The organism is Mesorhizobium shangrilense (genome assembly GCF_040537815.1).
Taxonomy (GTDB): Bacteria; Pseudomonadota; Alphaproteobacteria; order Rhizobiales; family Rhizobiaceae; genus Mesorhizobium; species Mesorhizobium shangrilense.
Genome location: NZ_JBEWSZ010000001.1, coordinates 158059 through 178652 on the forward strand (window position 1 = coordinate 158059; position 20594 = coordinate 178652).

General features: G+C 63.9%; 20 protein-coding genes and 2 riboswitches. Of the genes, 9 read left to right on the forward strand and 11 right to left on the reverse strand.

Translation table 11 applies throughout. The annotated features are described in order from the left end of the window. The first annotated feature begins 11 nt into the window (after positions 1-11). Entirely contained in the window at positions 12-986 is a 975-nt protein-coding gene (locus ABVQ20_RS00920) for a LysR family transcriptional regulator (protein ID WP_354457626.1), read from the forward strand. A gap of 14 nt (positions 987-1000) precedes the next feature. Here ABVQ20_RS00920 and ABVQ20_RS00925 read toward each other — a convergent pair whose 3' ends face one another. Continuing rightward, positions 1001-1729, reverse strand: a complete 729-nt coding sequence (locus ABVQ20_RS00925) for an SDR family oxidoreductase (protein WP_354457627.1) — start codon at positions 1727-1729, stop codon at positions 1001-1003. Positions 1730-2148: 419 nt separating this feature from the next. Between ABVQ20_RS00925 and ABVQ20_RS00930 the strand changes: the two genes are divergently transcribed. Continuing rightward, positions 2149-3255, forward strand: a complete 1107-nt coding sequence (locus tag ABVQ20_RS00930) for a transporter substrate-binding domain-containing protein (RefSeq protein WP_354457628.1) — start codon at positions 2149-2151, stop codon at positions 3253-3255. A 149-nt stretch (positions 3256-3404) separates the two neighbouring features. Here ABVQ20_RS00930 and ABVQ20_RS00935 read toward each other — a convergent pair whose 3' ends face one another. The 3 genes from ABVQ20_RS00935 to ABVQ20_RS00945 all read right to left on the reverse strand — a co-directional run bounded on the left by ABVQ20_RS00935 (position 3405) and on the right by ABVQ20_RS00945 (position 5408). Next, positions 3405-3740 (reverse strand): hypothetical protein, encoded by a 336-nt coding sequence (locus ABVQ20_RS00935; RefSeq protein ID WP_354457629.1) that lies wholly within the window; start codon positions 3738-3740, stop codon positions 3405-3407. A gap of 37 nt (positions 3741-3777) precedes the next feature. Further along, entirely contained in the window at positions 3778-4050 is a 273-nt protein-coding gene (locus ABVQ20_RS00940; protein ID WP_354457630.1) for a hypothetical protein, read from the reverse strand. 332 nt (positions 4051-4382) lie between these two features. Continuing rightward, on the reverse strand, positions 4383-5408 hold the full coding sequence (locus ABVQ20_RS00945) for a LysR family transcriptional regulator (RefSeq protein WP_354457631.1): 1026 nt from the start codon (positions 5406-5408) through the stop codon (positions 4383-4385). 107 nt (positions 5409-5515) lie between these two features. Here ABVQ20_RS00945 and ABVQ20_RS00950 point away from each other — a divergent pair, with 107 nt between their 5' ends. Beyond that, the gene (locus tag ABVQ20_RS00950) at positions 5516-6850 is read left to right on the forward strand and encodes an aromatic ring-hydroxylating oxygenase subunit alpha (protein ID WP_354457632.1); all 1335 of its coding nucleotides are present in this window, start codon (positions 5516-5518) and stop codon (positions 6848-6850) included. On the opposite strand, the gene ABVQ20_RS00955 is transcribed toward ABVQ20_RS00950, so the two are convergent. The 3 genes from ABVQ20_RS00955 to ABVQ20_RS00965 form a co-directional block, all read right to left on the reverse strand. Further along, the gene (locus ABVQ20_RS00955) at positions 6837-7442 is read right to left on the reverse strand and encodes a hypothetical protein (protein ID WP_354457633.1); all 606 of its coding nucleotides are present in this window, start codon (positions 7440-7442) and stop codon (positions 6837-6839) included. The genes ABVQ20_RS00950 and ABVQ20_RS00955 overlap by 14 nt on opposite strands. 130 nt (positions 7443-7572) lie before the next feature. Further along, positions 7573-8319: a CbtA family protein gene (locus ABVQ20_RS00960; protein ID WP_354457634.1), complete on the reverse strand. Its 747-nt coding sequence runs from the start codon at positions 8317-8319 to the stop codon at positions 7573-7575. Positions 8320-8480: 161 nt separating this feature from the next. Next, positions 8481-8690, reverse strand: coding sequence for a CbtB domain-containing protein (locus tag ABVQ20_RS00965; protein ID WP_354457635.1), 210 nt, complete (start codon positions 8688-8690; stop codon positions 8481-8483). A gap of 45 nt (positions 8691-8735) precedes the next feature. Next, positions 8736-8822, reverse strand: a riboswitch (adenosylcobalamin (AdoCbl) riboswitch). Between the two features lie 408 nt (positions 8823-9230). Between ABVQ20_RS00965 and ABVQ20_RS00970 the strand changes: the two genes are divergently transcribed. From ABVQ20_RS00970 to ABVQ20_RS00980, 3 genes are all read left to right on the forward strand, one after another. After that, entirely contained in the window at positions 9231-9803 is a 573-nt protein-coding gene (locus tag ABVQ20_RS00970) for a histidine phosphatase family protein (RefSeq protein WP_354457636.1), read from the forward strand. Positions 9804-9918: 115 nt separating this feature from the next. Further along, positions 9919-13728 (forward strand): methionine synthase, encoded by a 3810-nt coding sequence (gene metH / locus ABVQ20_RS00975; protein ID WP_354457637.1) that lies wholly within the window; start codon positions 9919-9921, stop codon positions 13726-13728. A 336-nt stretch (positions 13729-14064) separates the two neighbouring features. Then, positions 14065-15579, forward strand: coding sequence for an FAD-dependent monooxygenase (locus tag ABVQ20_RS00980; RefSeq protein WP_354462077.1), 1515 nt, complete (start codon positions 14065-14067; stop codon positions 15577-15579). Positions 15580-15694: 115 nt separating this feature from the next. Here the strand turns inward: ABVQ20_RS00980 and map are convergent, their stop codons facing one another. The 3 genes from map to ABVQ20_RS00995 all read right to left on the reverse strand — a co-directional run bounded on the left by map (position 15695) and on the right by ABVQ20_RS00995 (position 17437). Continuing rightward, a complete protein-coding gene (gene map, locus ABVQ20_RS00985; RefSeq protein ID WP_354457638.1) occupies positions 15695-16471 on the reverse strand; it encodes a type I methionyl aminopeptidase in 777 nt (258 codons plus the stop codon). Further along, positions 16468-16674 carry a ParD-like family protein gene (locus ABVQ20_RS00990; RefSeq protein WP_354457639.1) on the reverse strand — a complete coding sequence of 69 codons (207 nt, stop codon included), beginning with the start codon at positions 16672-16674 and terminating at the stop codon, positions 16468-16470. The genes map and ABVQ20_RS00990 overlap by 4 nt, the downstream gene beginning before the upstream one ends. A 358-nt stretch (positions 16675-17032) precedes the next feature. Continuing rightward, positions 17033-17437 carry a VOC family protein gene (locus tag ABVQ20_RS00995; protein ID WP_354457640.1) on the reverse strand — a complete coding sequence of 135 codons (405 nt, stop codon included), beginning with the start codon at positions 17435-17437 and terminating at the stop codon, positions 17033-17035. A gap of 103 nt (positions 17438-17540) precedes the next feature. Between ABVQ20_RS00995 and ABVQ20_RS01000 the strand changes: the two genes are divergently transcribed. The 3 genes from ABVQ20_RS01000 to ABVQ20_RS01010 all read left to right on the forward strand — a co-directional run bounded on the left by ABVQ20_RS01000 (position 17541) and on the right by ABVQ20_RS01010 (position 19950). Then, positions 17541-18173 carry a TetR/AcrR family transcriptional regulator gene (locus ABVQ20_RS01000; RefSeq protein ID WP_354457641.1) on the forward strand — a complete coding sequence of 211 codons (633 nt, stop codon included), beginning with the start codon at positions 17541-17543 and terminating at the stop codon, positions 18171-18173. Positions 18174-18247: 74 nt separating this feature from the next. Next, positions 18248-18454, forward strand: a riboswitch (cobalamin riboswitch). Between the two features lie 115 nt (positions 18455-18569). After that, on the forward strand, positions 18570-18875 hold the full coding sequence (locus ABVQ20_RS01005) for a hypothetical protein (protein WP_354457642.1): 306 nt from the start codon (positions 18570-18572) through the stop codon (positions 18873-18875). A 13-nt stretch (positions 18876-18888) separates the two neighbouring features. After that, positions 18889-19950 (forward strand): homocysteine S-methyltransferase family protein, encoded by a 1062-nt coding sequence (locus tag ABVQ20_RS01010; protein ID WP_354457643.1) that lies wholly within the window; start codon positions 18889-18891, stop codon positions 19948-19950. 77 nt (positions 19951-20027) lie between these two features. Here ABVQ20_RS01010 and ABVQ20_RS01015 read toward each other — a convergent pair whose 3' ends face one another. Continuing rightward, the gene (locus tag ABVQ20_RS01015) at positions 20028-20585 is read right to left on the reverse strand and encodes a TetR/AcrR family transcriptional regulator (protein WP_354457644.1); all 558 of its coding nucleotides are present in this window, start codon (positions 20583-20585) and stop codon (positions 20028-20030) included. Between the last annotated feature and the right edge of the window lie 9 nt (positions 20586-20594).

Genomic DNA, 20594 nt, shown 5'->3' on the forward strand with positions numbered 1-20594 from the left:
AGCGGCAGGGCATGCATCCGAGACTGCTCAAGACATTTCTCGCGGTAGCGCGAAGCCGTAACATCACGCGCGCCGCGGAGGCGGTTCACCTCGCGCAATCGAGCGTCAGCGACCAGATCCAGTCGCTGGAGGCCGAGCTGGGTGCTGCTCTGTTCACGCGCTCGAAGGTGGGCCTGGAGCTGACACCGGCGGGCCAGGCCCTGAAGCCTTACGCCGAAGAGATGCTGATGCTGGCGGACGAGGCGCGGGCCGCCGTGCATGCAACAACCGGGCATACCAGCGGAGCGCTGGCCATCGGCGCGCTGGAAACGATCGCCTCGGCCAGGCTCGCGCCATGGCTGCCTGGGTTCCAGGCCGGCCATCCCGGCGTCACCGTGCGGATGAAGGTGGCCGACAGCGGCACGCTGCTGCGCCAGTTGGAAGATGGCGACATCGACGTCGCCTTCTGCTTTGGCCGCCGCGATGTCACGAATGGCGCCTCCGACGAGCGCCTGGCACGGCGCACCATCGCGGCCGAACCACTGGTGCTGGTCGCTTCTGCCGGGCAGGGCACCGCGCCATGCGATCTGGCCGCGCTTGCCGCGCGGCCATTCGTGGCGACGGAGCCCGGATGCATCTACCGGCACTTGTTCGACACCGCCTTTGCCGAGGCGGGTGTCGAAGCGCCAAGGCTTGCCGCGGAGGTCGGCAGCATCGGCGCGATTGCGCGGCTGGTGGCCGCCGGCGCTGGCTTGGGCCTGGTTCCACGCCTTGCCGTCAGCGACGCGCTGGCACGCGGCGAGCTCATCGAAATGCCATGGCCCGGCCCGATGCAGACGGCACCGCTGACGATGATCTGGCGGCGTCGGCGCGTCCAGCCGCCAGCGCTGCGACAATTGCTCGCCGCCGCCGGTGACACGCTGGCGCCGGCGACCTCGCGCGGCGAGACGGGTTCAGGACTTGAATCGGCGGATCATTCCAAGGCCTTGTTTCCAAACAATTCCTGACGGCAATTGGCCGGCTACACCAGACGGTGGCCACCCTCGACATGCAGCGTCGTTCCGGTGGTGAAACCGTTGCCCATCAGGAAGGCGATGGCGTCGGCGATGTCATCGGGCTGACCGATCCGTCCGACTGGCAACCGCTCGGCCATATCGGCCAAAGTCGCGTCCTTCCTGTCACCGGCCACCTGCGCCCAGATCGAGGTGTCGACCCAGCCCGGCGACACCGCGTTGACGCGGATCGGCGCCAGTTCGACCGCCAGCGCGCGCACCAACCCTTCAAGTGCCGCATTGACGGCGGCAACAACGGAGCCGCGCGCGGCGGGCCGGTAGGCGGCGATGCCGGAGACGAAGGTCATCGAGCCGGTCCCCGCAAGCTTCGGTGCGCCATGCTTGGCCAGCAGCAGCGGCCCGTAGAGCTTGCTCTCCACCACCCTTTGCGCCGCCTTCAGCTCCAGCGCCGGCAACAATTGATAGGCGCCCTCGATGTCGGCCGCCGTGCTGACGATATGGTCGAGGCCGCCGAGTTGCTGGAACAGGGCGGCGATCTGGTCTTCCCGCGTGATGTCGACGATGGCCATGTCCAGGCTGGCGGGATTGCCCAGCGTCTCGCGCGCCTGCCGCAGCTTGTCCTCGCCGCGTCCGGCGATGACGACCCGCGCACCGGTTTCGAGACAGCGCCTTGCCAGTGCCAGGCCCATGCCGGAACCGCCGCCGACAACCAGGATTTTCGTGTTGGAGATGCTCATATCCGCTCTGCCTTTGTTTCGATGGATAGGGAATTGGCAGCTGGCGGCGCCGCGTGGAAACGGAAGAAACCGATGGTGCTATCGGCATTGCCGATGGGCTGAGCGCCTCTCCTTCTCCCCTTGTTGTGGGAGAAGGTGGATCGGCGCGCAGCGCCGAGACGGTTGAGGGGTGCTGGAAGGAATGAGGCATTGGTGTTTTCTGGAACACCCCTCATCCGACCTCGCTTCGCTAGGCCACCTTCTCCCACAAGGGAGAAGGGAAGGCGCTTTACTACTCCCGCTCAGCACTCACCAATGAGATTCCCGTCGGCGGCGTGGAAACGTTCCGCGCCGACATCGCCGGTGGACGAACAGAGCTATGCTGGCTACCTTTCGCGCCGCGCCGCGATGATCTCGCGGCAATCGAGGAGTTTCGTGCCGTGAGGAGTGTGGTTTCGTGGACGGCGGCGCTCATTGTTGCCGCCTTCGTCGGCTTCTGGGCGAGCACTGCTGCTCTTGCCCAGTCCCAGCCTGCCCCGGATCTCCTGTCGAAGGAGATAGCGGTCGGCATCAAGGAAGCGCCGCCCTTCGCCTTCAAGCTGCAGGACGGAAGCTGGTCGGGGCTCAGCATCGATCTCTGGCAGAAGATCGCCGGCCGGCTCGATCTGCGCTACCACTATGTCGAAGTGCCGACGGTGCGGGAGCAGATCGACGGCGTTGCCAGCGGCAAGTTCGATGTCGCCACGGCGGCGATCACAGTGACGGCCGATCGCGAAAAGACGGTCGATTTCACGCAACCCTTCTTCAGCACGGGCCTTGGCATTGCGACGCCGCTCAACAACCAGCCGACATGGCGGCCGGTGGTGCGTGCATTGACGTCCTTCGGCTTCCTCCAGGCGGTGCTGGCGCTGATCGTGATTTCGGTCGTCGTCGGCGTGCTGATCTGGCTGTTCGAGCGTCGCCACAACGAGGATTTCGGTGGCGGCGCCGCCAAGGGGCTGTTCTCCAGCATGTGGTGGTCGACCGTTGCGGCGACGCAAGCCAGCACCGGCGATTTCGGCCCGCGCACCGTGCCGGGCCGTGTGCTGGCCGCGCTCTGGATGATGGGATCGATCATCGCCATTGCCGTGTTCACCGCCGGCGTCACCTCGGTGCTGACGGTGACGCAGATGGAAGGGCTGGTGCAGGGCGAAAGCGATCTCGGCATGGTCAGGGTCGGCAATGTCGAGAATTCCTCGACCGTGGCCTATCTGGATTCGACGCATATCAACCACCAGGGTTTTGCCTCCGTCCAGGATGGCCTCGCGGCGCTCCGTGCCGGCAAGATCGATGCGCTGGTCCACGACAAGCCGCTGCTGGGCTGGCTGGTGCGGCAGAACTATGCGAGCAATTTGCAGGTTCTCGACGCGACGTTCGACCAGCAGCAATATGCCATGGCGGTGCCGCTCGGCAGCCCTTTGCGCAAGCCTCTCGACGTCGCCCTGCTGCAGACCGTCGAAAGCGATTGGTGGAAGCAGGCCGTCTTCCAGTATCTGGGTGAAAAATAGCCGCCGCCCGCGCCAATCCGTCAAACACGAAAAGCCGCGCTTGCTTTCGCAAGGCGGCCTTTCGCGGGAGGAGGTCAGGGATGCCTGAGTTCCAACCCGAAAACCGGGAACGGGTCTTCAGTAAAGCTCAGGCGATAGAGGGAGAGTGATCAGGCCTTGGTTGCCTTGCGGACGTGGTGCTTGCGGTGATGATGCTTGCGGACGTGGTGCTTGTGGTTGTGGTGCTTCTTGACGTGATGCCTGTTGTGGTGGTGATGACGGTGATGCTTGCGCACATGGTGGCGGTGGTGCTTGCGGACCCGCTTGTGGGCGGGAGCCTTGGCGGGCGCCTGCGTTGCAGCAGCCGGGGTGGTGGTCGTCGTGGTCGCGGCCGGGGCGGTCGTGGCCGGAGCGGTGGTGGTCGTCTGGGCGTTGGCGTCGACGACCGGCATCGAGAAGGCAAGGGCGAGGGCCAGGCCGAGGGCGGAGAGGATGGACTTGTTCACTGTGATCATTCCTTGTTTCAAATGATGATTGAGAGCTTCACTGGCCTTGGTCGTCCGGTGTCACTCCAAGAAGCTTCAGGGCGTTGGCGAGGGTCCGGATGCCTTGTGCCTGCTTATGGTCGGCACAAAACTGGGATGCGCGCCGCTGAAGCGCCGTTGCCTGCGCGGCCTGCGTCGCGTTGGCTTTGGTTTCGAGGGCCTCGTCGAGTTGAAGACTGAGCCTGTCGCAATGTTCGCTCCGGGTGATGGCCGCCTGCGCGGGCTGTCCGACAGCAAGCATGGCGAACGACATGCCAAGCAGAGCACCCATCCATCCATACGATCGTTGCATTGTCAGCCATCGCCCCGTCTGCTTTCGCGGCAACCGGTATCTCCGGCGCCCACGGATAGGGTTATGACAGCGGATTCTTTCGCCAGTTTTTCTCGAATATTGAATCTTGTTTCTGGATTGTTTCCCGGGGGGCCAGGATGCGATCCAACATAGGGTCGCGGCACGTTGGCTGGCAGCCAGCAACCGGCCAGCGGCAGACAGGGTCTCATGGACGACATCGCCAGTAAGAGGAGGTCGAGCGCTGGCTCGGCCCCTCAAGAACTCCCGGTGCCCTTCGCGGAAGCGCGTCCGTCTATCGATAGACAGGATGTTCAATCGCCGGGGGCGTCGTACTCGGCGTCCACCGTCGCATAGTGGCGCACGACCCAGGACCGGAACAGCGCGACAGCGGGATCGACCATGTCGTCGGGATGGACGGTAAGATAGTAGCCGAAGCCGGTGGGGCTGGTCGTCTCAGGGAAGGGCGTGACAAGGCGGCCGTCGGCAAGCTCGGCGGCGAACATGTCGGGATCGACCAGCGTGACCCCGCCGCCGGCGATGGCATGTTGCACGGCAAGCGCCTCGGTTTCGAAGGCAAGGCCACGCGTGGCGCCGAGATCGATGCCGCAATGGCGAGCGTGGATCGACCAGAAGACGTCGAAGGGCTCACCCTCCAGCTTGACGTGCAGCAGTTCGTTGGTGCGCAGGAAATCATAGAGCCCGAGCCCCTGCGCCCGCGCGGCAATCTGGGGCGCGCAGGCCGGCGTCTGGTTGATCATCCAGAGCGGGTCACGGATGGCGTCGCCAACGTGAGGACGGTCGAAAACGACCGCGATGTCCACGCTGCGTCCTGCCGGCAGCCCGATGCCGTTGCTGCTCGATATGTCGATCGGCACGTCGGGAAAGGCGCGGCGGAACTCGGCGATCAGGGACAGCCCCGCGACATGCAGGAAGGTCGGCGGCATGTGAACCTTGAGGATGCGGCCGCTAGGTCCGGGCTCGCGCCGCAGCATTTTCAGCGTTTCTTCCATGCGGTCGAAGGAGCCCGTCACCACCGGCAGCAGGGCAGCGCCGGCCGCGGTCAGCGACATGCCTTGCGCACGTCGTTCCAGCAGCCGGCAGCCGAGATAGTCCTCTAGCCGCCCGACATGCCGGCTGAGCGCACTCTGCGAAATATGCAGCGCCGCGGCCGCGCCGGTGAAGCTCAGCCGTGCGCCAACCGCCTCGAACGCGCGCAGCGCGTTCAGCGGCAACCAGACCCGGCCGCTTTTCGGATCACCAGTGCACTCGGCGGCAGCCAAGGTGCCGGCCGCATCGGCGGGAGGAAGCGCCGAACCCTTGCTTCCCTTGTTACCCATTATCCGTCTCCGCCTCGCTGTTTGCCCGCATTCGATAGGGCTATCTAAAAACGCAATTTGAACAGTTCCAGCCTGGATGCGAAGGTGACCCAAAGGGGAAAATAGCCATGCTCGATCTGGAGAGAATCCGCGACCTCGTCAACCAGCGACGGCCCGGTCATACGCTGCCGCAGGAACTCTATAACAGTCCCGAGGCGTTCAAGTTCGATCTCGACGCCATTTTCGGCCAGTCGTGGATCCTGGCGGGATTCACCTGCGAAATCCCGCGGCCGCGAGGCTATCTCGCCGTCACCATTGGCGGCTCCCCGGTGGTGATCACGCGCGACGGCGAGGGCGTCTATCGCGCCTTCCACAATTCCTGCCGTCACCGCGGTGCGCAGGTTTGCGCCGACGGGTCGGGCGGACGGGCGCGCCTCACCTGTCCCTATCACCAGTGGGTCTATGATCTCGACGGCAGGCTGGTCCATGCCCGCATGCCGGAAACCTTCGATCGGGCCGAGCACGGGCTGCGGCCAGTGCATCTTGAGAATGTGGCCGGCGCGCTGTTCGTCTGTCTCGCCGAGACGCCGCCTTCCTTCGCGCGCTTCCGCGCCGATCTCGAGCCGTTGCTTGCCCCGCACAGGCTGGAGGAGGCCAAGATCGCCTTCCAGAACACGCTGGTCGAGCGCGGCAACTGGAAGCTTGTGATGGAGAATGCGCGGGAGTGCTACCATTGCGGGGTCGGCCATCCCGAACTGTGCCTGACCTTCCCCATCGGGGTCAGCGCCGATGGGCATTTCGCGCTCGCGCCGGATTCGCACTATGCGGCCTTCGCCGCCCGGGTCGAAGAAGCCGGGCTCGGCATAGGCCCCTTCGCCGGTCCATGGTGGCAGGTCGAGCGCTTTCCGCTCAACAAGGGGCATGTCGGGCTCACCATCGACGGCGCGCTTGCCTGCCGGAAGCTGATGGTCGAGGGCGCCGGCGACATCGGCTCGCTGCGCTGGGCCATCGAGCCGCACAGTTTCTGCCATTCGACCGCCGATACCACGGTCTATTTCAGCGCCATGCCGACCGCGGCGGGAGAGACGGTGGTGACCTGCAAATGGCTCGTCCACAAGGACGCGGTCGAGGGCGTCGACTACGACGTCGAGCATCTCACCGCCTTGTGGAACGTCACCAATCTCCAGGACCGGGACCTGGTGGAGGTCAATCAGCGTGGCGTGAACTCGGTGGGGTATGTACCCGGGCCCTACAGCCTGCCCGACGAAGCCTATGTCCTGGCCTTCGCCGACTGGTATTGCGACAAGGCCATGGACTATATCGCGGCGCGCACGGGCGTGGACGCAAGGCCAATCGAACTGCGCGGCGTGATCTCCGGCGCCGTCGTGAGCAACCTCACGCCGGCCGGGGAATTGCAGGCAAGCCCGGGTCGGGCTCCGCTTGCAACTACTAGACCGGATTGACGCCGCTGGCATCATCGCGGCGCCGGGCCTTTGGACCCGCAAGCGCCAGCACGCCCGCCGTGAGCAGCAGCGCCAGCATGGCGAAAGTGACCAGGCTGGGAACGTGGAAGAAAATGCCGCTCCAGCCGGGCGAGATCACGTTCGCGGTGTTGAAGGCTTCGCCGCTGAACCGGCACATCACGAACGATGCCTGGTTGCGGACCATGTCGGCGTCGATGTCGGAGATCAGTGCGTCGACGGCCTGCTTCTGGTCACCCATCTCCCGCATGTAGACCAGCAGCGCCTGCGCCGCCGACAGATAGGCATGGCTGCATTCGTTGAAGGGGCTTTCCTCGTCGCGCAGGCTGCCGGGCACCAGGCCCCACAGGCAGTAGCTGTACTGGATGTTGCCGTAGTTCATCAGCCGCCGGAACGTCAGGTCGGTCCGTTGCTGGCGCGCGGCAAGGTCGAGGATCCTGCCGCGATAGTCATGGATGACAGCCATCTGGCCGTGGGTGAGGCTGGGTATCGCAATGCCGCTGGTCGGTCCGCCGACGCTGCCGCCATGGGCGGCGGCGGGAGCGGCAAAAGCGAAAAGCAGAACGGCGCCCACGAGGGACGCCGCCGCAAGGCGCATTGAACGGTTAATGCGCCGAAGCATTGCTAAAGCGCGACGCGCTTTAGTTTTTTGTTTTTGTGCATGTCGTTCTCCCAAAACCGGAGCCACTTTTGGGCGACATGCATTAGCGCATGGCCGGCCGTTTGGAGACCGGACGGCTAAGCTGGCCGCCATAGCTGCGTTCGACCAGGGCGCCGAAGACGAGGCCGAGGGTCGTCCACAGCACGACGTGGATGCCGAGCGAGGCGACGCGGAAGCGCCAGAGCAGGTCAGCCGAGAACTTTTCAGGCACTTCGTTGATGGGCGGCAGCGCGTACTGGACGAGGGCGATGAAGATGATGAACGCCGCACCGGCGATGATCGTCGCGTTCCAGGCGCCATACTGCGCCCACAGCCGCCGCGCCAGCGCCACGGCGGCGATCAGCGCCGCGATGGAAACCATCAGCATGACGAAGTACAGTTCCGTGCGCGCGCCGATCGTATCGCCGTTGCCGACCGAGGGCGGATTGGCCGGATATTTGATGTAGGGCACCAGGACGATGGCGACGAAGCCGGCCAGCGCCAGGAGGGCGGCGGTGCCGCGCGGACCGAAATTGCTGACGCGGCCATAGGTATAGGCAAACACCAGCGAGAACAGCCCGCCGACCGCCGCGCCATAGACCAGCACGCCGGTCAACAGGCCAAGGCCGGCCTGTGTCGAGCGGCTGACGATTTCGGGTTCAGGCGCTTCGCCTGCGGCCTGGGCGTTGGCCTCCTCGAAGGCGATGGCGCGGTCGACCTGCGGCTCGCCGTAGATCCTGGCGAAGCCGAATGCGAGAATGCCGGCGAAGATGCCGACCAGCATCCCGCGAAGAAGAAGATTTCCAACCATGACCGTTGTCCCCACGGCATGATGCGCTGCCGGTTGGGCAGGGATCATGCGTTTGTTGCATGTTCATTGCATTGCAAGACCGTAACGCGTCCCTGAAGGACGCGCGGCCTAAAGCACTATGTCAATTGCCCGAAGCGCGGCGCGCTTCCGGGCGGAATGCATCAGTGACAGGGGAAGCCAAGCAGGTGGCGGCCGTCATGCACGAACTCGTGCACACCCATGCCGGAGATCAGCGAGGTCGCGCCTTGCTCCGCGCCGATGAAATAGATCGCCAGCATCAGGAGAAGACCGCCGAAGATCGCCCACGGCAAAAGTTCTTTTACAGGGATAGCAACCGGACCGTAGGCGGGTGCGAAAGTAGCGTTGGACATATGGACCTCTCCTGGGATGCTGCGTCCCGTTCCTCAAACTTCAGCTACGGGAGAAGGCCTGACTTTCAGCAACAACATTGCCGATCACAGTGGCGCGACCGTGCCGGATTTACACCGGCTTCCAAACCCGTATCGTTGAAGACCATATCCACCGGATCGATAGCCGTCAACGAATTGTGGGTGGTGGCGGTATGCCAGTTTGAAATTAGACGCGCGCTACTCGGATCCGGCACGATTCTTATATGCTTGACGCAAAGCACGGAGCATTGGCGTGGCAGACGAAGGCGACCTGAACCGGAATAACCAGCGCTTGCTGCGCAAAACTGAATTCAAGGGCACGGACCATCTTCAGTATATCTGGGCCGTCCAGTGTGAACGGGAAGCCTGCGGACACGTCTATGGTGCCAATGGCTCGGACTTCCATCATCGCCGTTGCCCGAAGTGCGACGGTGGGGCGCCGGGAATATAGTATGTCAACGAAACTAGAGGTCCGGGCGTACCTGCGGAATCCTGCGCTCGGTGAATGAAATAGGCAGTCTCATGCTCGTACGCCTCACCATGATCCGCAGCGGGGCAACGCTGGCGACGCGCAAGGGGGCGTTCGCGCTCGACGAGGCGCTGGAGCCGCGCGCGCATGGGCTGGCGGCGGCGGTTGGGGCGGGATTGCGCCGTGCTAACCGGGTGCTGACGAGCCCGATGCTGCGAGCCCGGCAGACCGCCGAGGCGATGGCGCTGCAGGCTTCCGTCGAGCCTCTTCTGATGGATCAGGACCATGGACGTTGGGCAGGCAAGAGTCTTGAAGAGGTTCACGGGGACGACCCTGAGGGCATCGCGGCCTGGCTTGGCGACCCCGATGCTGCCCCGCATGACGGCGAATCGCTGGCCGATGTGTCGCGCCGGGTTTCGGCCTTCATGGACGGGCTGATGGCGGAGCATGGCCATACGATCGCGGTGACGCATGCCAGCGTCATCCGCGCGGCAATAGTCCATGTCCTCGGCGCGCCGCTTTCCGCCTGCCGCAGGATCGATATCGAGCCGCTGGGCGTCACCGAATTCTCCAGCGACGGACGCCGCTGGATGCTGCGGGTCACCAGGCCGGAGAAGGCCGATTGAGCGGACGACAACCAACGCCTTGGAAAGCGGCGTGACAAACAACGCTTGAAGGCGTATGTTGACATAAAGATGTCTTTATGTGACTTGGGTTAAGCTGTCGCCCCAAGGATAAAAAATGTCGCAGAATTCGCCATCGCTGGACGATCTCCTGGGCCCTGTCGCGGCCAAGCCCGACGGTTCGGAGGTGCTTGCGGCGCTGACCGCGGCGGCACGGGAACGCATCCTCATCCTCGACGGCGCCATGGGCACGCAGATCCAGGGGCTCGGCTTTAACGAGGATCATTTCCGCGGCGAGGTCTTTGCCGGCTGCGCCTGCCACCAGCAGGGCAACAACGACCTCTTGATCCTGACGCAGCCTGGGGCGATCGAGGAGATCCACTATCAGTACGCCATTGCCGGCGCGGATATCCTCGAGACCAACACCTTCTCCTCGACTTCGATCGCCCAGGCCGATTACGGCATGGAGGACGCCGTCTATGCGCTGAACCGCGATGGCGCGCGACTGGTGCGGCGCGCCGCGAAAAGGGCTGAGCAGGAAGACGGCAAGCGCCGGTTCGTCGCCGGCGCGCTGGGGCCAACCAACCGCACCGCGTCGATGTCGCCGGATGTCAACAATCCCGGCTATCGCGCTGTAAGTTTTGACGATCTGCGCCTCGCCTATGGCGAGCAATTGCGCGGGTTGATCGATGGCGGCGCCGACATCATCCTGATCGAAACCATCTTCGACACGCTGAACGCCAAGGCGGCGATCTTCGCCTGCAACGAGATCTTCATCGAGAAGGGCGTGCGCCTGCCGGTGATGATTTCGGGCACCATCACCGATCTCTCCGGCCGCACATTGTCGGGCCAGACGCCGACCGCCTTCTGGCATTCGGTGCGCCATGCCAGCCCCTTCACCATCGGCCTCAACTGCGCGCTCGGCGCCAACGCCATGCGCGCGCATCTGGCCGAGATTTCCGGTGCCGCCGACACCTTCACCTGCGCCTATCCGAATGCCGGCCTGCCCAATGAATTCGGCAGGTATGACGAGAGCCCGGAGTTCATGGCCGCGCAGATCGAGGATTTTGCCAGGGAAGGGCTGGTCAATGTCGTCGGCGGCTGCTGCGGCTCGACGCCGGATCATATTCGCGCCATCGCCGAGGCGGTGAGGAAATACCCGCCGCGCGCCATTCCCGTGATCGAACGCAAGATGCGGCTCTCCGGGCTGGAGCCGTTCACGCTGACCGACGAGATTCCCTTCGTCAATGTCGGCGAGCGGACCAATGTCACCGGGTCGGCCAAGTTCCGAAAACTGATCACGGCGGGCGACTATGTGCCGGCGCTCGACGTGGCACGCGACCAGGTGGCGAACGGCGCCCAGATCATCGACATCAACATGGACGAGGGGCTGATCGATTCGAAGAAGGCGATGGTCGAGTATCTCAATCTGATCGCCGCCGAGCCGGACATCGCCCGTGTTCCGGTGATGGTCGACAGTTCGAAATGGGAGATCATCGAGGCCGGCCTGAAATGCGTGCAGGGCAAGCCGCTGGTCAATTCCATCTCGATGAAGGAAGGCGAGGAAGCGTTCCTGCATCACGCCAGGCTGGTGCGCGCCTATGGCGCCGCCGTGGTGGTCATGGCCTTCGACGAGGCCGGCCAGGCCGACACCAGAGCGCGCAAGGTCGAGATCTGCACCCGCGCCTACAAGCTCTTGACCGAACAGGCCGGCTTCCCGCCCGAGGATATCGTCTTCGACCCCAATGTGTTCGCGGTCGCTACCGGCATCGAGGAACATGACAATTACGGCGTCGACTTCATCGAGGCCACCGGCGAGATCACCGCGACGCTGCCGCATGTCCATATTTCCGGCGGCGTGTCGAACCTGTCCTTCTCGTTTCGCGGCAACGAGCCGGTGCGCGAGGCCATGCACGCGGTGTTCCTCTACCATGCCATCCAGCGCGGCATGGACATGGGCATCGTCAATGCCGGCCAGCTTGCCGTCTACGACACGATCGAACCGGGGCTGCGCGAGGCCTGCGAGGATGTCGTGCTCAACCGCGTGCCCAGGGCCGGCGGCACCGCCACCGAACGCCTGCTGGAGATCGCTGAGCGCTTCAAGGGCACTGCGGGCAAGGAAGCGCGGGAGCGTGACCTCGCCTGGCGAGAATGGACGGTCGAGCAGCGGATTTCCCATGCGCTGGTCAACGGCATCACCGAATTCATCGACGCCGACACCGAGGAGGCGCGGCTGGCGGCCGAGCGGCCACTGCATGTCATCGAAGGCCCGCTGATGGCCGGCATGAATGTCGTCGGCGACCTGTTCGGCGCAGGAAAAATGTTCCTGCCGCAAGTGGTGAAGTCGGCGCGGGTGATGAAGCAGGCTGTGGCCGGACTGCTGCCGCACATGGAGGCCGAGAAGCTGGCAAATGCCGCCAACGGCATCGACAATGGCGAGCGCCAGACGGCCGGCAAAATCCTGATGGCGACGGTGAAGGGCGATGTCCACGACATCGGCAAGAACATCGTCGGCGTCGTTTTGGCCTGCAACAACTACGAGATCATCGACCTCGGCGTCATGGTACCGGCGGCAAAAATCCTGCAAACGGCTCGCGACAAACAAGTCGATATTATCGGCCTGTCCGGCCTGATCACGCCGTCGCTGGACGAGATGGCGCACATGGCCGCCGAGATGGAGCGCGAAGGGTTCGACATTCCGCTGCTGATCGGCGGCGCGACGACCAGCCGCGTGCACACGGCGGTGAAGATCCATCCGCGCTACTCCAGGGGGCAGACTGTCTATGTCGCCGACGCCAGCCGGGCGGTGGGCGTGGTCTCCGCTTTGCTGTCCAACGATGCCAATGCCGAGTATGTCGACGGGGTGCGGGCCGAGTACAAGAAGGTGGCCGACGCGCATGCCCGCTCGGAAGCCGACAAGCAGCGGCTGCCGCTGGCCAAAGCGAGAGCCAACGCGCACAGGATCGACTGGTCGGCCTATGCGCCGCCGAAGCCGACCTTCACTGGCGTAAAAGTGTTCGACAACTGGGACCTCGCGGAGCTCTCCCGCTACATAGACTGGACGCCGTTCTTCCAGACCTGGGAGTTGAAGGGCCGCTATCCGAAAATCCTGGAGGACGAGGCGCAGGGGCCGGCCGCGCGCCAGCTGTTCGAGGACGCGCAGGCGATGCTGAACAAGATCATCGCGGAAAAGTGGTTCGCGCCGCGCGGCGTCATCGGCTTCTGGCCGGCCAACGCGGTGGGCGACGACATCTGGCTGTTCACGGACGAGGCGCGATCGCAGGAACTGGCGACCTTCTTCACGCTGCGCCAGCAACTGACCAAGCGCGACGGCAAAGCCAACGTCGCGCTGTCGGATTTCGTCGCGCCCGCCGACAGCGGCAAGCCCGACTATATCGGTGGCTTCATCGTCACCGCCGGCATCGAGGAGGTGGCGATATCAGAGCGTTTCGAGCGCGCCAATGACGACTATTCCTCGATCATGGTCAAGGCGCTGGCCGACCGCTTCGCCGAGGCTTTTGCCGAGCGCATGCACGAGAAGGTGCGCAAAGAGTTCTGGGGTTATGCCGCCGACGAAAAGCTGGCACCCGACGAACTGATCGGCGAACCCTATCGCGGCATCCGCCCGGCGCCCGGCTATCCCGCGCAGCCCGACCACACCGAGAAGAAGACGCTGTTCCGGCTGCTCGACGGCGAGCGCAATGCCGGCGTCAGCCTGACCGAAAGCTATGCGATGTGGCCGGGCTCGTCGGTGTCCGGCATCTATCTGGCGCACCCCGAAAGCTATTATTTCGGCGTCGCCAAGGTCGAGCGCGACCAGGTCGAGGATTATGCCGTTCGCAAGGACATGCCGCTGGCCGAGGTCGAGCGCTGGCTCGGGCCGATCCTGAATTATGTTCCGGAGAATTATGCCGAAGCGGCGGAGTAGAGCCCGTCGGCGGGTCGCGCTGTCGTCACGCGAGACGATTCCTGGTCACAACCGACCTGGAAAGGGCAGTAACCACCCCTCTCCACTTCATACATATGGCGCACAAGGGACTTGCTTCAAGACCCGGCTCCTGCCGTAAAACCGCCCGCCTAAGCGAGGCCACGGAAACGGGAGTCACCAAATGCTGTTGTTGTTGCCGACGGGATCGCGCGGAGACCTCGAACCGCTGCTGGAATTCGTGCAGCCGCCGCCGGGATCCGGCACAGTGGTTCGACCTTGTGTCGGGGTACCGCCGGCGCCGAAAGGGGTGTCGCGATGACCGGCCGTCGCGCCGCAATGGCCGGCCATGCGGTAACTATCGCCGGCGGCGGTCCCACCGGGCTGATGTTGGCGGGCGAACTGGCGCTGGCGGGCGTCGACGTTGCCATTGTCGAGCGGCGCGCCAGCCAGGAGCTCGCCGGCTCGCGCGCGGGCGGCCTGCACTCACGCACCATCGAGATCCTTGATCAGCGCGGGATCGCCGACCGGTTCCTCTCGGAGGGGCAGAAGGCTCAGGTCGGGATGTTCGCCGGAATCCAGTTGGACATCAGCGACTTTCCCACCCGGCACGATTACGGGCTCGGGCTGCGCCAGAACCACATCGAGCGCATCCTGGCCGGTTGGGTCGACGAACTGGCGGTGCCCATTTATCGCGGCACCGAGGTGACGGGCTTCGCGCAGGACGATGCCGGCGTCGATGTCCAACTGTCCGATGGCCGATCGCTGCGGGCGAATTATCTCGTCGGGTGCGACGGCGGACGCAGCTTGATCCGCAAGGCCGCCGGCATCGCGTTCCCGGGGTCGGATCCGACAATCAGCAATCTGATCGCCGAGGCCGAACTGGCCGAGGAGCCGCCAGAATGGGGAATCCGCCGCGACGCCCTCGGCATCCATGCTCTCGGTAGGGTGGAGTACACGATCCGCGACGGCAAGGTGGTTTACGCGGATGAGGGGCCGGTCGGCGTCCTGGTGACCGAACGGCATGTCGGCGCCACGACCGAACCCACGCTGAGAGATGTCAGTGAGACGCTCATCGCCGTGTACGGGACCGACTATGGGATTCATTCTCCGACCTGGATCTCCCGGTTCACCGATACGACCCGGCAGGCCGAGACCTATCGCAAGGGGCGCGTGCTGATCGCCGGCGACGCCGCGCATGTACATCCCCCGGACGGCGGCCAGGGCCTGCAGACCGGTGTGCAGGATGCGATGAATCTGGGATGGAAGCTGGCCCAGGTGGTCAAGGGGACGTCCCCGGAAAGCCTGCTGGACACCTACCACGCCGAGCGCCACCCGGTCGCTGCCCGCGTGTTGCGCAACACGATGGCCTCGGTCACCCTTCGCCGTGAGGACGACCGCACGAAGGCCCTGCGCGACACGATGACCGAGCTCCTGGGCATGGAGGAGCCGCGCAAGCATTTCGCCGCGATGATGGCGGGTCTCGACATTCACTACGATCTCGGCGCAGGGCATCCGCTGCTCGGACGCCGCGTGCCCGACCTCGACATTGTCACCGCCGACGGCCCGCTGCGGGTCTTCACCCTGCTGCAGGGTGCCCGGCCAGTGCTGCTCAATCTCGGTGAGCCTGGCGGCCTCGACATCGCGCCTTGGGCGGATCGGGTCCAGCAGATCGACGCCAGATATGCCGGCAAGTGGGAGCTTCCGGTCCTTGGCCCGGTCGCCGCCCCCGGCGCGGTGTTGATCAGGCCCGATGGATACGTGGCCTGGGTGGGAGACTCGACCCAGTTGGGACTCGCTGACGCGCTGACCACCTGGTTCGGACCACCCGTTGCGGGACATGGGCCTGGCTGATCCGCGAGAGCAGGCGACCGGCCCATGCCAGGGGCGATCGCGAAGGCCGTGGCTCGCATCGATCAGCCGTCGTGGTCGTCGCATCCCACCTGTTCATTTTCGGCTCAAGCGGCGGTCAAGGACGCGGCGCCGAGGCCAGTTCGTCGGGCCGCAGTGTCAGCACCGACACGCCGGACGCCGTGACGGCAACGGTGTGCTCGAACTGCGCGGACAGCGAGCCGTCTCGCGTCACGACAGTCCAGCCGTCAGCCTCGGTTCTCACACTGCGTCGGCCTCGATTGAGCATCGGCTCGATCGTGAAGACCATGCCCTCGCGCAGGGCGAGGCCGGTTCCCGGCTTGCCGAAGTGCAGGATCTGCGGCTCCTCATGCATCTCCCGGCCGATGCCGTGACCGCAGAATTCGTGCACCACGGAATAGCCGTTACGCCTGGCATGCCGTTCGATCGCCCAGCCGATGTCTCCCAGCCGCGCGCCCGGGCGAACCGCCCGGATGCCCATCCACATGGCTTCGTAGGTGGTCTGCACCAGCCTCCTGGCGGCTGGATTGACCGCGCCAACGAGATACGTCTTGCTGGAATCCGCGATATAGCCGTTCTTCTCGAGCGTGATGTCGAAATTGACGATGTCGCCGTCCCGAAGCACGTTCGATTGCGACGGAACGCCGTGGCAGACCACATCGTTCACCGAGGAATTCAACACAAAACCATAGCCATATTGGCCCTTGCTCGCGGGTCGGGCCTGAAGATCACGGACGATGAACTGCTCGACCATCTCATTGACCTGAAGTGTCGATATGCCAGCGAGCACGGTTCGATCCAGCAGCCCGAACACGGACGCCAGCAGCCGGCCGGATTCGGCCAGCAACGCCAGTTCCTGAGGCTGCTTCGTCATGCTTCGGCCAGTGATGGAGCCGAAACGCCCGCGTCACCAAGCTCCCGCTTGATGATCTCGGTGAAACTGAGCGTCGGATTGGTCTCGCACAGCATACCGACCTTGATCCAGTAGGTGGCCTGCGCATTGATCGAACGATACGACACCTTGCTCACCCTGCGCAGCAGGTCATGCAGATCATCATCTATGTTCACAATGCCCATCGGGATCTCCATATACGATTCGTATATTAAACGTATATAGGTTGTATGCAGGAAAGCCAAGGGGGCGGTCGAGCGCGTTGACCATGGATATGGTCTTCAAGCTCAACAAGGAATGGCACATTCCAGCGGAAGTCCTTGTGCGGCCTTATCATCTTGCAAAAGACAGGGAGCGCAAGCGCGCCTAAGGCGTCTTTGCAGTTCTTCCCCCCTGTCGTCTTTTGCTCCCGGCGGTGTCGCTTTCCTATGGACGGCAGGCGGGCAAGGTGCCTTCGGCCGACTCGGCCGGAGGGATAATTGGGAAGCCGGTCAGATTCCGGCGCCGCCCCCGCAACCGTAGCGAAGCTCAGGTCCCGACAGGCTATTGCATGGCGGCGGGGTTCATCCACAGCAACTCCCAGACGTTGCCGTCGGGGTCTTCGATGTGGCGGTTGAACATGAAACCGAGATCCTGCGCAGGGTTGGGATCTGCCCGGCCGCCTGCCGCCACGCCCTTGTCGATTACGGCATTGACCTCGTCCTTGCTGCCGAGGGTGAGCGCGATCAGCATCTGGCTGTCACGCTTGGGGTCGCCGATCTGCCGCGCTGTGAACTGGCTGTAGTGCTGGTGCGTTAGCAACATGACCCCGATCGCGTCGGAGAACATGATCGAGCTGGCCTGGTCGCTCGAGAACTGCGGATTCAGCGTGCCCCCGATCGCGAGATAAAAGTTGGTCGCTGCCTGCAGATCGCGCACCGGCAGATTAAGGAAGATCATCTTGGTCATCGGTCCAAAGCCTTGCTTTCGTTGACAGGTACTAGTCAGTCCAGTACCGTTTTCATGGCTATCATGCGGGAACGGTACCGTCTAGTACTGGTTAAGGAGCGCCATGAAAATCGACGGTGAGACGAGATCAGCACGCAAGGATCGTGAAATCATCCAGGCGGCCACGGTGGCGTTCATCAGCAAGGGTTATGATGGAACCAGCATGGAGGAAATCGCCACCAGGGCAGGGGCCTCCAAGCAGACCGTCTACAAGCATTTCACGGACAAGGAGACGCTTTTCGGCGAGGTCGTTCTGGCGACCGCTACCCAGGCCAACGATGTCATCGAGTCCGTGACGACGCTGCTTTCCGAGGCGAAATTCATGGAGGGTGGCCTGCAGCAGCTTGCCCGATGTTTGATAGCGATGCTCATGGATGAAGAGTTGTTGAAGCTGCGACGCCTGATCATCGCCAACGCGGATCGAATGCCGCAGCTTGGCCGCAGTTGGTACGAAAAAGGTTTTGAGCGCATGCTCGCCTCAATGGCGTCTTGCTTTCAAAAGCTCACCAGTCGAGGCCTGATGAAAACCAATGACCCCCATCTGGCAGCCAGTCATTTTTTTGGAATGCTTCTCTGGATCCCCATGAACGAAGCCATGTTCACGGGAAGCAACCCACGCTCGAAGGCCGAGCTTGAACGGCACGCCGATGCCTCGGTAGAGGCGTTTCTTGTCGCCTATGGGGTGCCGTCGAAATAGTGGCGCCCTTCACCCTGTCGTCTTTTGCTCCGGGCGGTGTCGCTTTCATGTAGACGGCGGCCGGGCATCGATGTTTAGATCACCGCGTTCAAGGTGCCCTTCGGCCGACTCGGCTGGAGGGATAATTGGGAAGCCGGTTCAATTCCGGCGCTGCCCCCGCAACGGTAGCGAAGCTTAGGTTCCGACGACAAGCCACTGGGCAACACGCCTGGGAAGGTGTCGGAACCGGTCCGCAAGGACAGCTTCGGAGCCCGGAAACCAGCCTCGATCACATGAAACTCGACTGATCGCGGTGGGCGGTCAAGAGGCTAAGTGATGCGGGCCGGTAGCGTGACCGATGGTGCCCGTGGCTTTCCTCCATCACCACCAGGTTCAGTCCTCAACCGCAGGACGAACATGGATTCACACAACGAAATGCCCAAGCTTATCCCTGGCCGACCGGAAGGATCCGGCCCGCCCGAGCCGCGCCCGCTCGACGCGGCGACGATGCGTGCCATCTCGCCGCTGCCGCCGCCCGAGGAGGTGTTTATCGACTGGCTGATGTCGGTGCCGCATGGCGCCGACCTGGAGGTCGCGGCACGACGCAAGATCGCGCTGATCGACCGCCGCGGCTCGCTGCATCCCGACGTTTTCCGGCTGCGCACCTTGCTGGCCGTCATCGCCGGAACCGGCGTCTGGCCGAAACATATCCGCAATGTCTGAAGGAGGATTTTCCATGAACACCCAAAATACGCCCACCCCCAAGCGCGGCCTGCTCGAACGCCTCGATACCGATGCCGTCATCTGCGCCGAAGGTTATCTGTTCGAACTCGAACGGCGCGGCTACCTGCAGGCCGGTCCGTTCGTGCCGGAAGTGGTCCTCGAACATCCAGAAGCGGTGACGCGCCTGCATGAGGATTTCGTCCATGCCGGCTCGGAAGTGGTCGAGGCCTTCACTTACTACGCCCATCGCCAGAAGCTCAGGGTGATCGGCCGCGAGGACATTCTGGAGACAATCAACCGCCAGGCATTGCGCATCGCCAGGGATGTCGCTGAGCGCAATGGCGGGCTGATGGCCGGCAATATCTGCAACACCAATGCCTATGAGGCCAGCGACAGGAAGACCCACGACGCCGTGCGCGCCATGTTCGAGGAGCAGATCGGCTGGGCGGTGGAGGAGGGGGCGGATTTCCTGATCGCCGAAACCATCGACTGGTACGGCGAGGCCGAGATCGCGCTCGACGTGATGAAGAAGACGGGCTTGCCGACGGTGGTCACGCTTTCGGTCCATCGCGAGGAAAAGATGTTCGACGGCGTGTCGGTCGTCGATGCCTGCAAGCGTCTGGAAGCGGCCGGCGCCGATGTCGTCGGGCTGAACTGCCAGCGCGGGCCGAAGACGCTGATGCCGGTGGTGCGCAAAGTGCGCGATGCTGTGTCGTGCCATGTCGCTTCGCTGCCGGTGCCCTACCGCACGACGGAGGCAGAGCCAACCTTCCAGTCGCTGACCGATCGTGCCTGCTCATGCATTCCGGGTGGACGTCCGTTCCCGACAGCGCTCGATCCCTTCACCTGCAACCGCTACGAATGCGCCGAATATGCCCGCGAGGCCTATGACATGGGCGTGCGCTATATCGGGCTCTGCTGTGGTGCGGCGCCGCATCACATCCGCGCCGTGGCCGAGGCGCTCGGCCGCACCGTTCCCGGCAGCCGCTATTCGCCGGACATGTCCAAGCATGCTTTTTTCGGCACCGACGCGGCGATTCCCAACGCCTACAAGGGCCGGCGCGTCGAGATCTGACCGACGGGCCAGGGGCGAAAGCCTCCTGGTCGCACATCAATCGGCCGTCTTGATCGACGGCCGATGCATGGGGCGCCTCAACCGGGCAGCAAACCCATCGCCAGCTCGATCAGTTCGAGCTGGTAGCGCTTCTCGATATGCTGTCCCGCGAAGACGAGACGGTAGATGACCGGAGCAACCAGCAGGTCTATCAACCGGTTCGGGTCCGGTGCGGGCTCGGATCGGCCGGTTGCACGGTTTACCAGCACCTCGAAATTCGCCTGGGCGTATCCGGCGGCGCGGCGCGCAAGCGCTGTATTGGCAACCCGCTCCTGGATGAGCGCAAAGCCGACGCCGGTCGAGATGTCGTCGACGAAGCGTTCGAGCCATATTTCCAGATCGCCCCGCAACGACCCGGAATCAGGAAGGTCGGCGTCCGGCCGGAAACGCTCCGCGGCGACATCAGCCAGGAGCTCGCCGACCGTCCCCCAGCGCCGGTAGATGGTCGACGGGGTGACGTTCGCCCGTTCGGCGATCATCGGCACGCTGAGCTCGACCGCTTCGTTTTCAGCCTTGAGGGCTTTCACGGCCTCATGAACGGCTTTCTGTATCCGCTCGCTGCGTCCACCCGGTCGGATCAGGGGAGGGCCGGACATGGTAAAAAA

Coding starts and splice junctions, on each gene's coding strand:
- ABVQ20_RS00980 (WP_354462077.1), top strand. CDS start 14,065: ATGGCCGGCCATGCGGTAACTATCGCCGGCGGCGGTCCCACCGGGCTG.
- ABVQ20_RS00945 (WP_354457631.1), bottom strand. CDS start 5,408: ATGGGTAACAAGGGAAGCAAGGGTTCGGCGCTTCCTCCCGCCGATGCG.
- ABVQ20_RS00965 (WP_354457635.1), bottom strand. CDS start 8,690: ATGTCCAACGCTACTTTCGCACCCGCCTACGGTCCGGTTGCTATCCCT.
- ABVQ20_RS00990 (WP_354457639.1), bottom strand. CDS start 16,674: ATGGGCATTGTGAACATAGATGATGATCTGCATGACCTGCTGCGCAGG.
- metH (WP_354457637.1), top strand. CDS start 9,919: ATGTCGCAGAATTCGCCATCGCTGGACGATCTCCTGGGCCCTGTCGCG.
- ABVQ20_RS01005 (WP_354457642.1), top strand. CDS start 18,570: ATGGATTCACACAACGAAATGCCCAAGCTTATCCCTGGCCGACCGGAA.
- ABVQ20_RS00925 (WP_354457627.1), bottom strand. CDS start 1,729: ATGAGCATCTCCAACACGAAAATCCTGGTTGTCGGCGGCGGTTCCGGC.
- map (WP_354457638.1), bottom strand. CDS start 16,471: ATGACGAAGCAGCCTCAGGAACTGGCGTTGCTGGCCGAATCCGGCCGG.
- ABVQ20_RS00940 (WP_354457630.1), bottom strand. CDS start 4,050: ATGGGTGCTCTGCTTGGCATGTCGTTCGCCATGCTTGCTGTCGGACAG.
- ABVQ20_RS01015 (WP_354457644.1), bottom strand. CDS start 20,585: ATGTCCGGCCCTCCCCTGATCCGACCGGGTGGACGCAGCGAGCGGATA.
- ABVQ20_RS00970 (WP_354457636.1), top strand. CDS start 9,231: ATGCTCGTACGCCTCACCATGATCCGCAGCGGGGCAACGCTGGCGACG.
- ABVQ20_RS00950 (WP_354457632.1), top strand. CDS start 5,516: ATGCTCGATCTGGAGAGAATCCGCGACCTCGTCAACCAGCGACGGCCC.
- ABVQ20_RS01000 (WP_354457641.1), top strand. CDS start 17,541: ATGAAAATCGACGGTGAGACGAGATCAGCACGCAAGGATCGTGAAATC.
- ABVQ20_RS00995 (WP_354457640.1), bottom strand. CDS start 17,437: ATGACCAAGATGATCTTCCTTAATCTGCCGGTGCGCGATCTGCAGGCA.
- ABVQ20_RS00960 (WP_354457634.1), bottom strand. CDS start 8,319: ATGGTTGGAAATCTTCTTCTTCGCGGGATGCTGGTCGGCATCTTCGCC.
- ABVQ20_RS00920 (WP_354457626.1), top strand. CDS start 12: ATGCATCCGAGACTGCTCAAGACATTTCTCGCGGTAGCGCGAAGCCGT.
- ABVQ20_RS01010 (WP_354457643.1), top strand. CDS start 18,889: ATGAACACCCAAAATACGCCCACCCCCAAGCGCGGCCTGCTCGAACGC.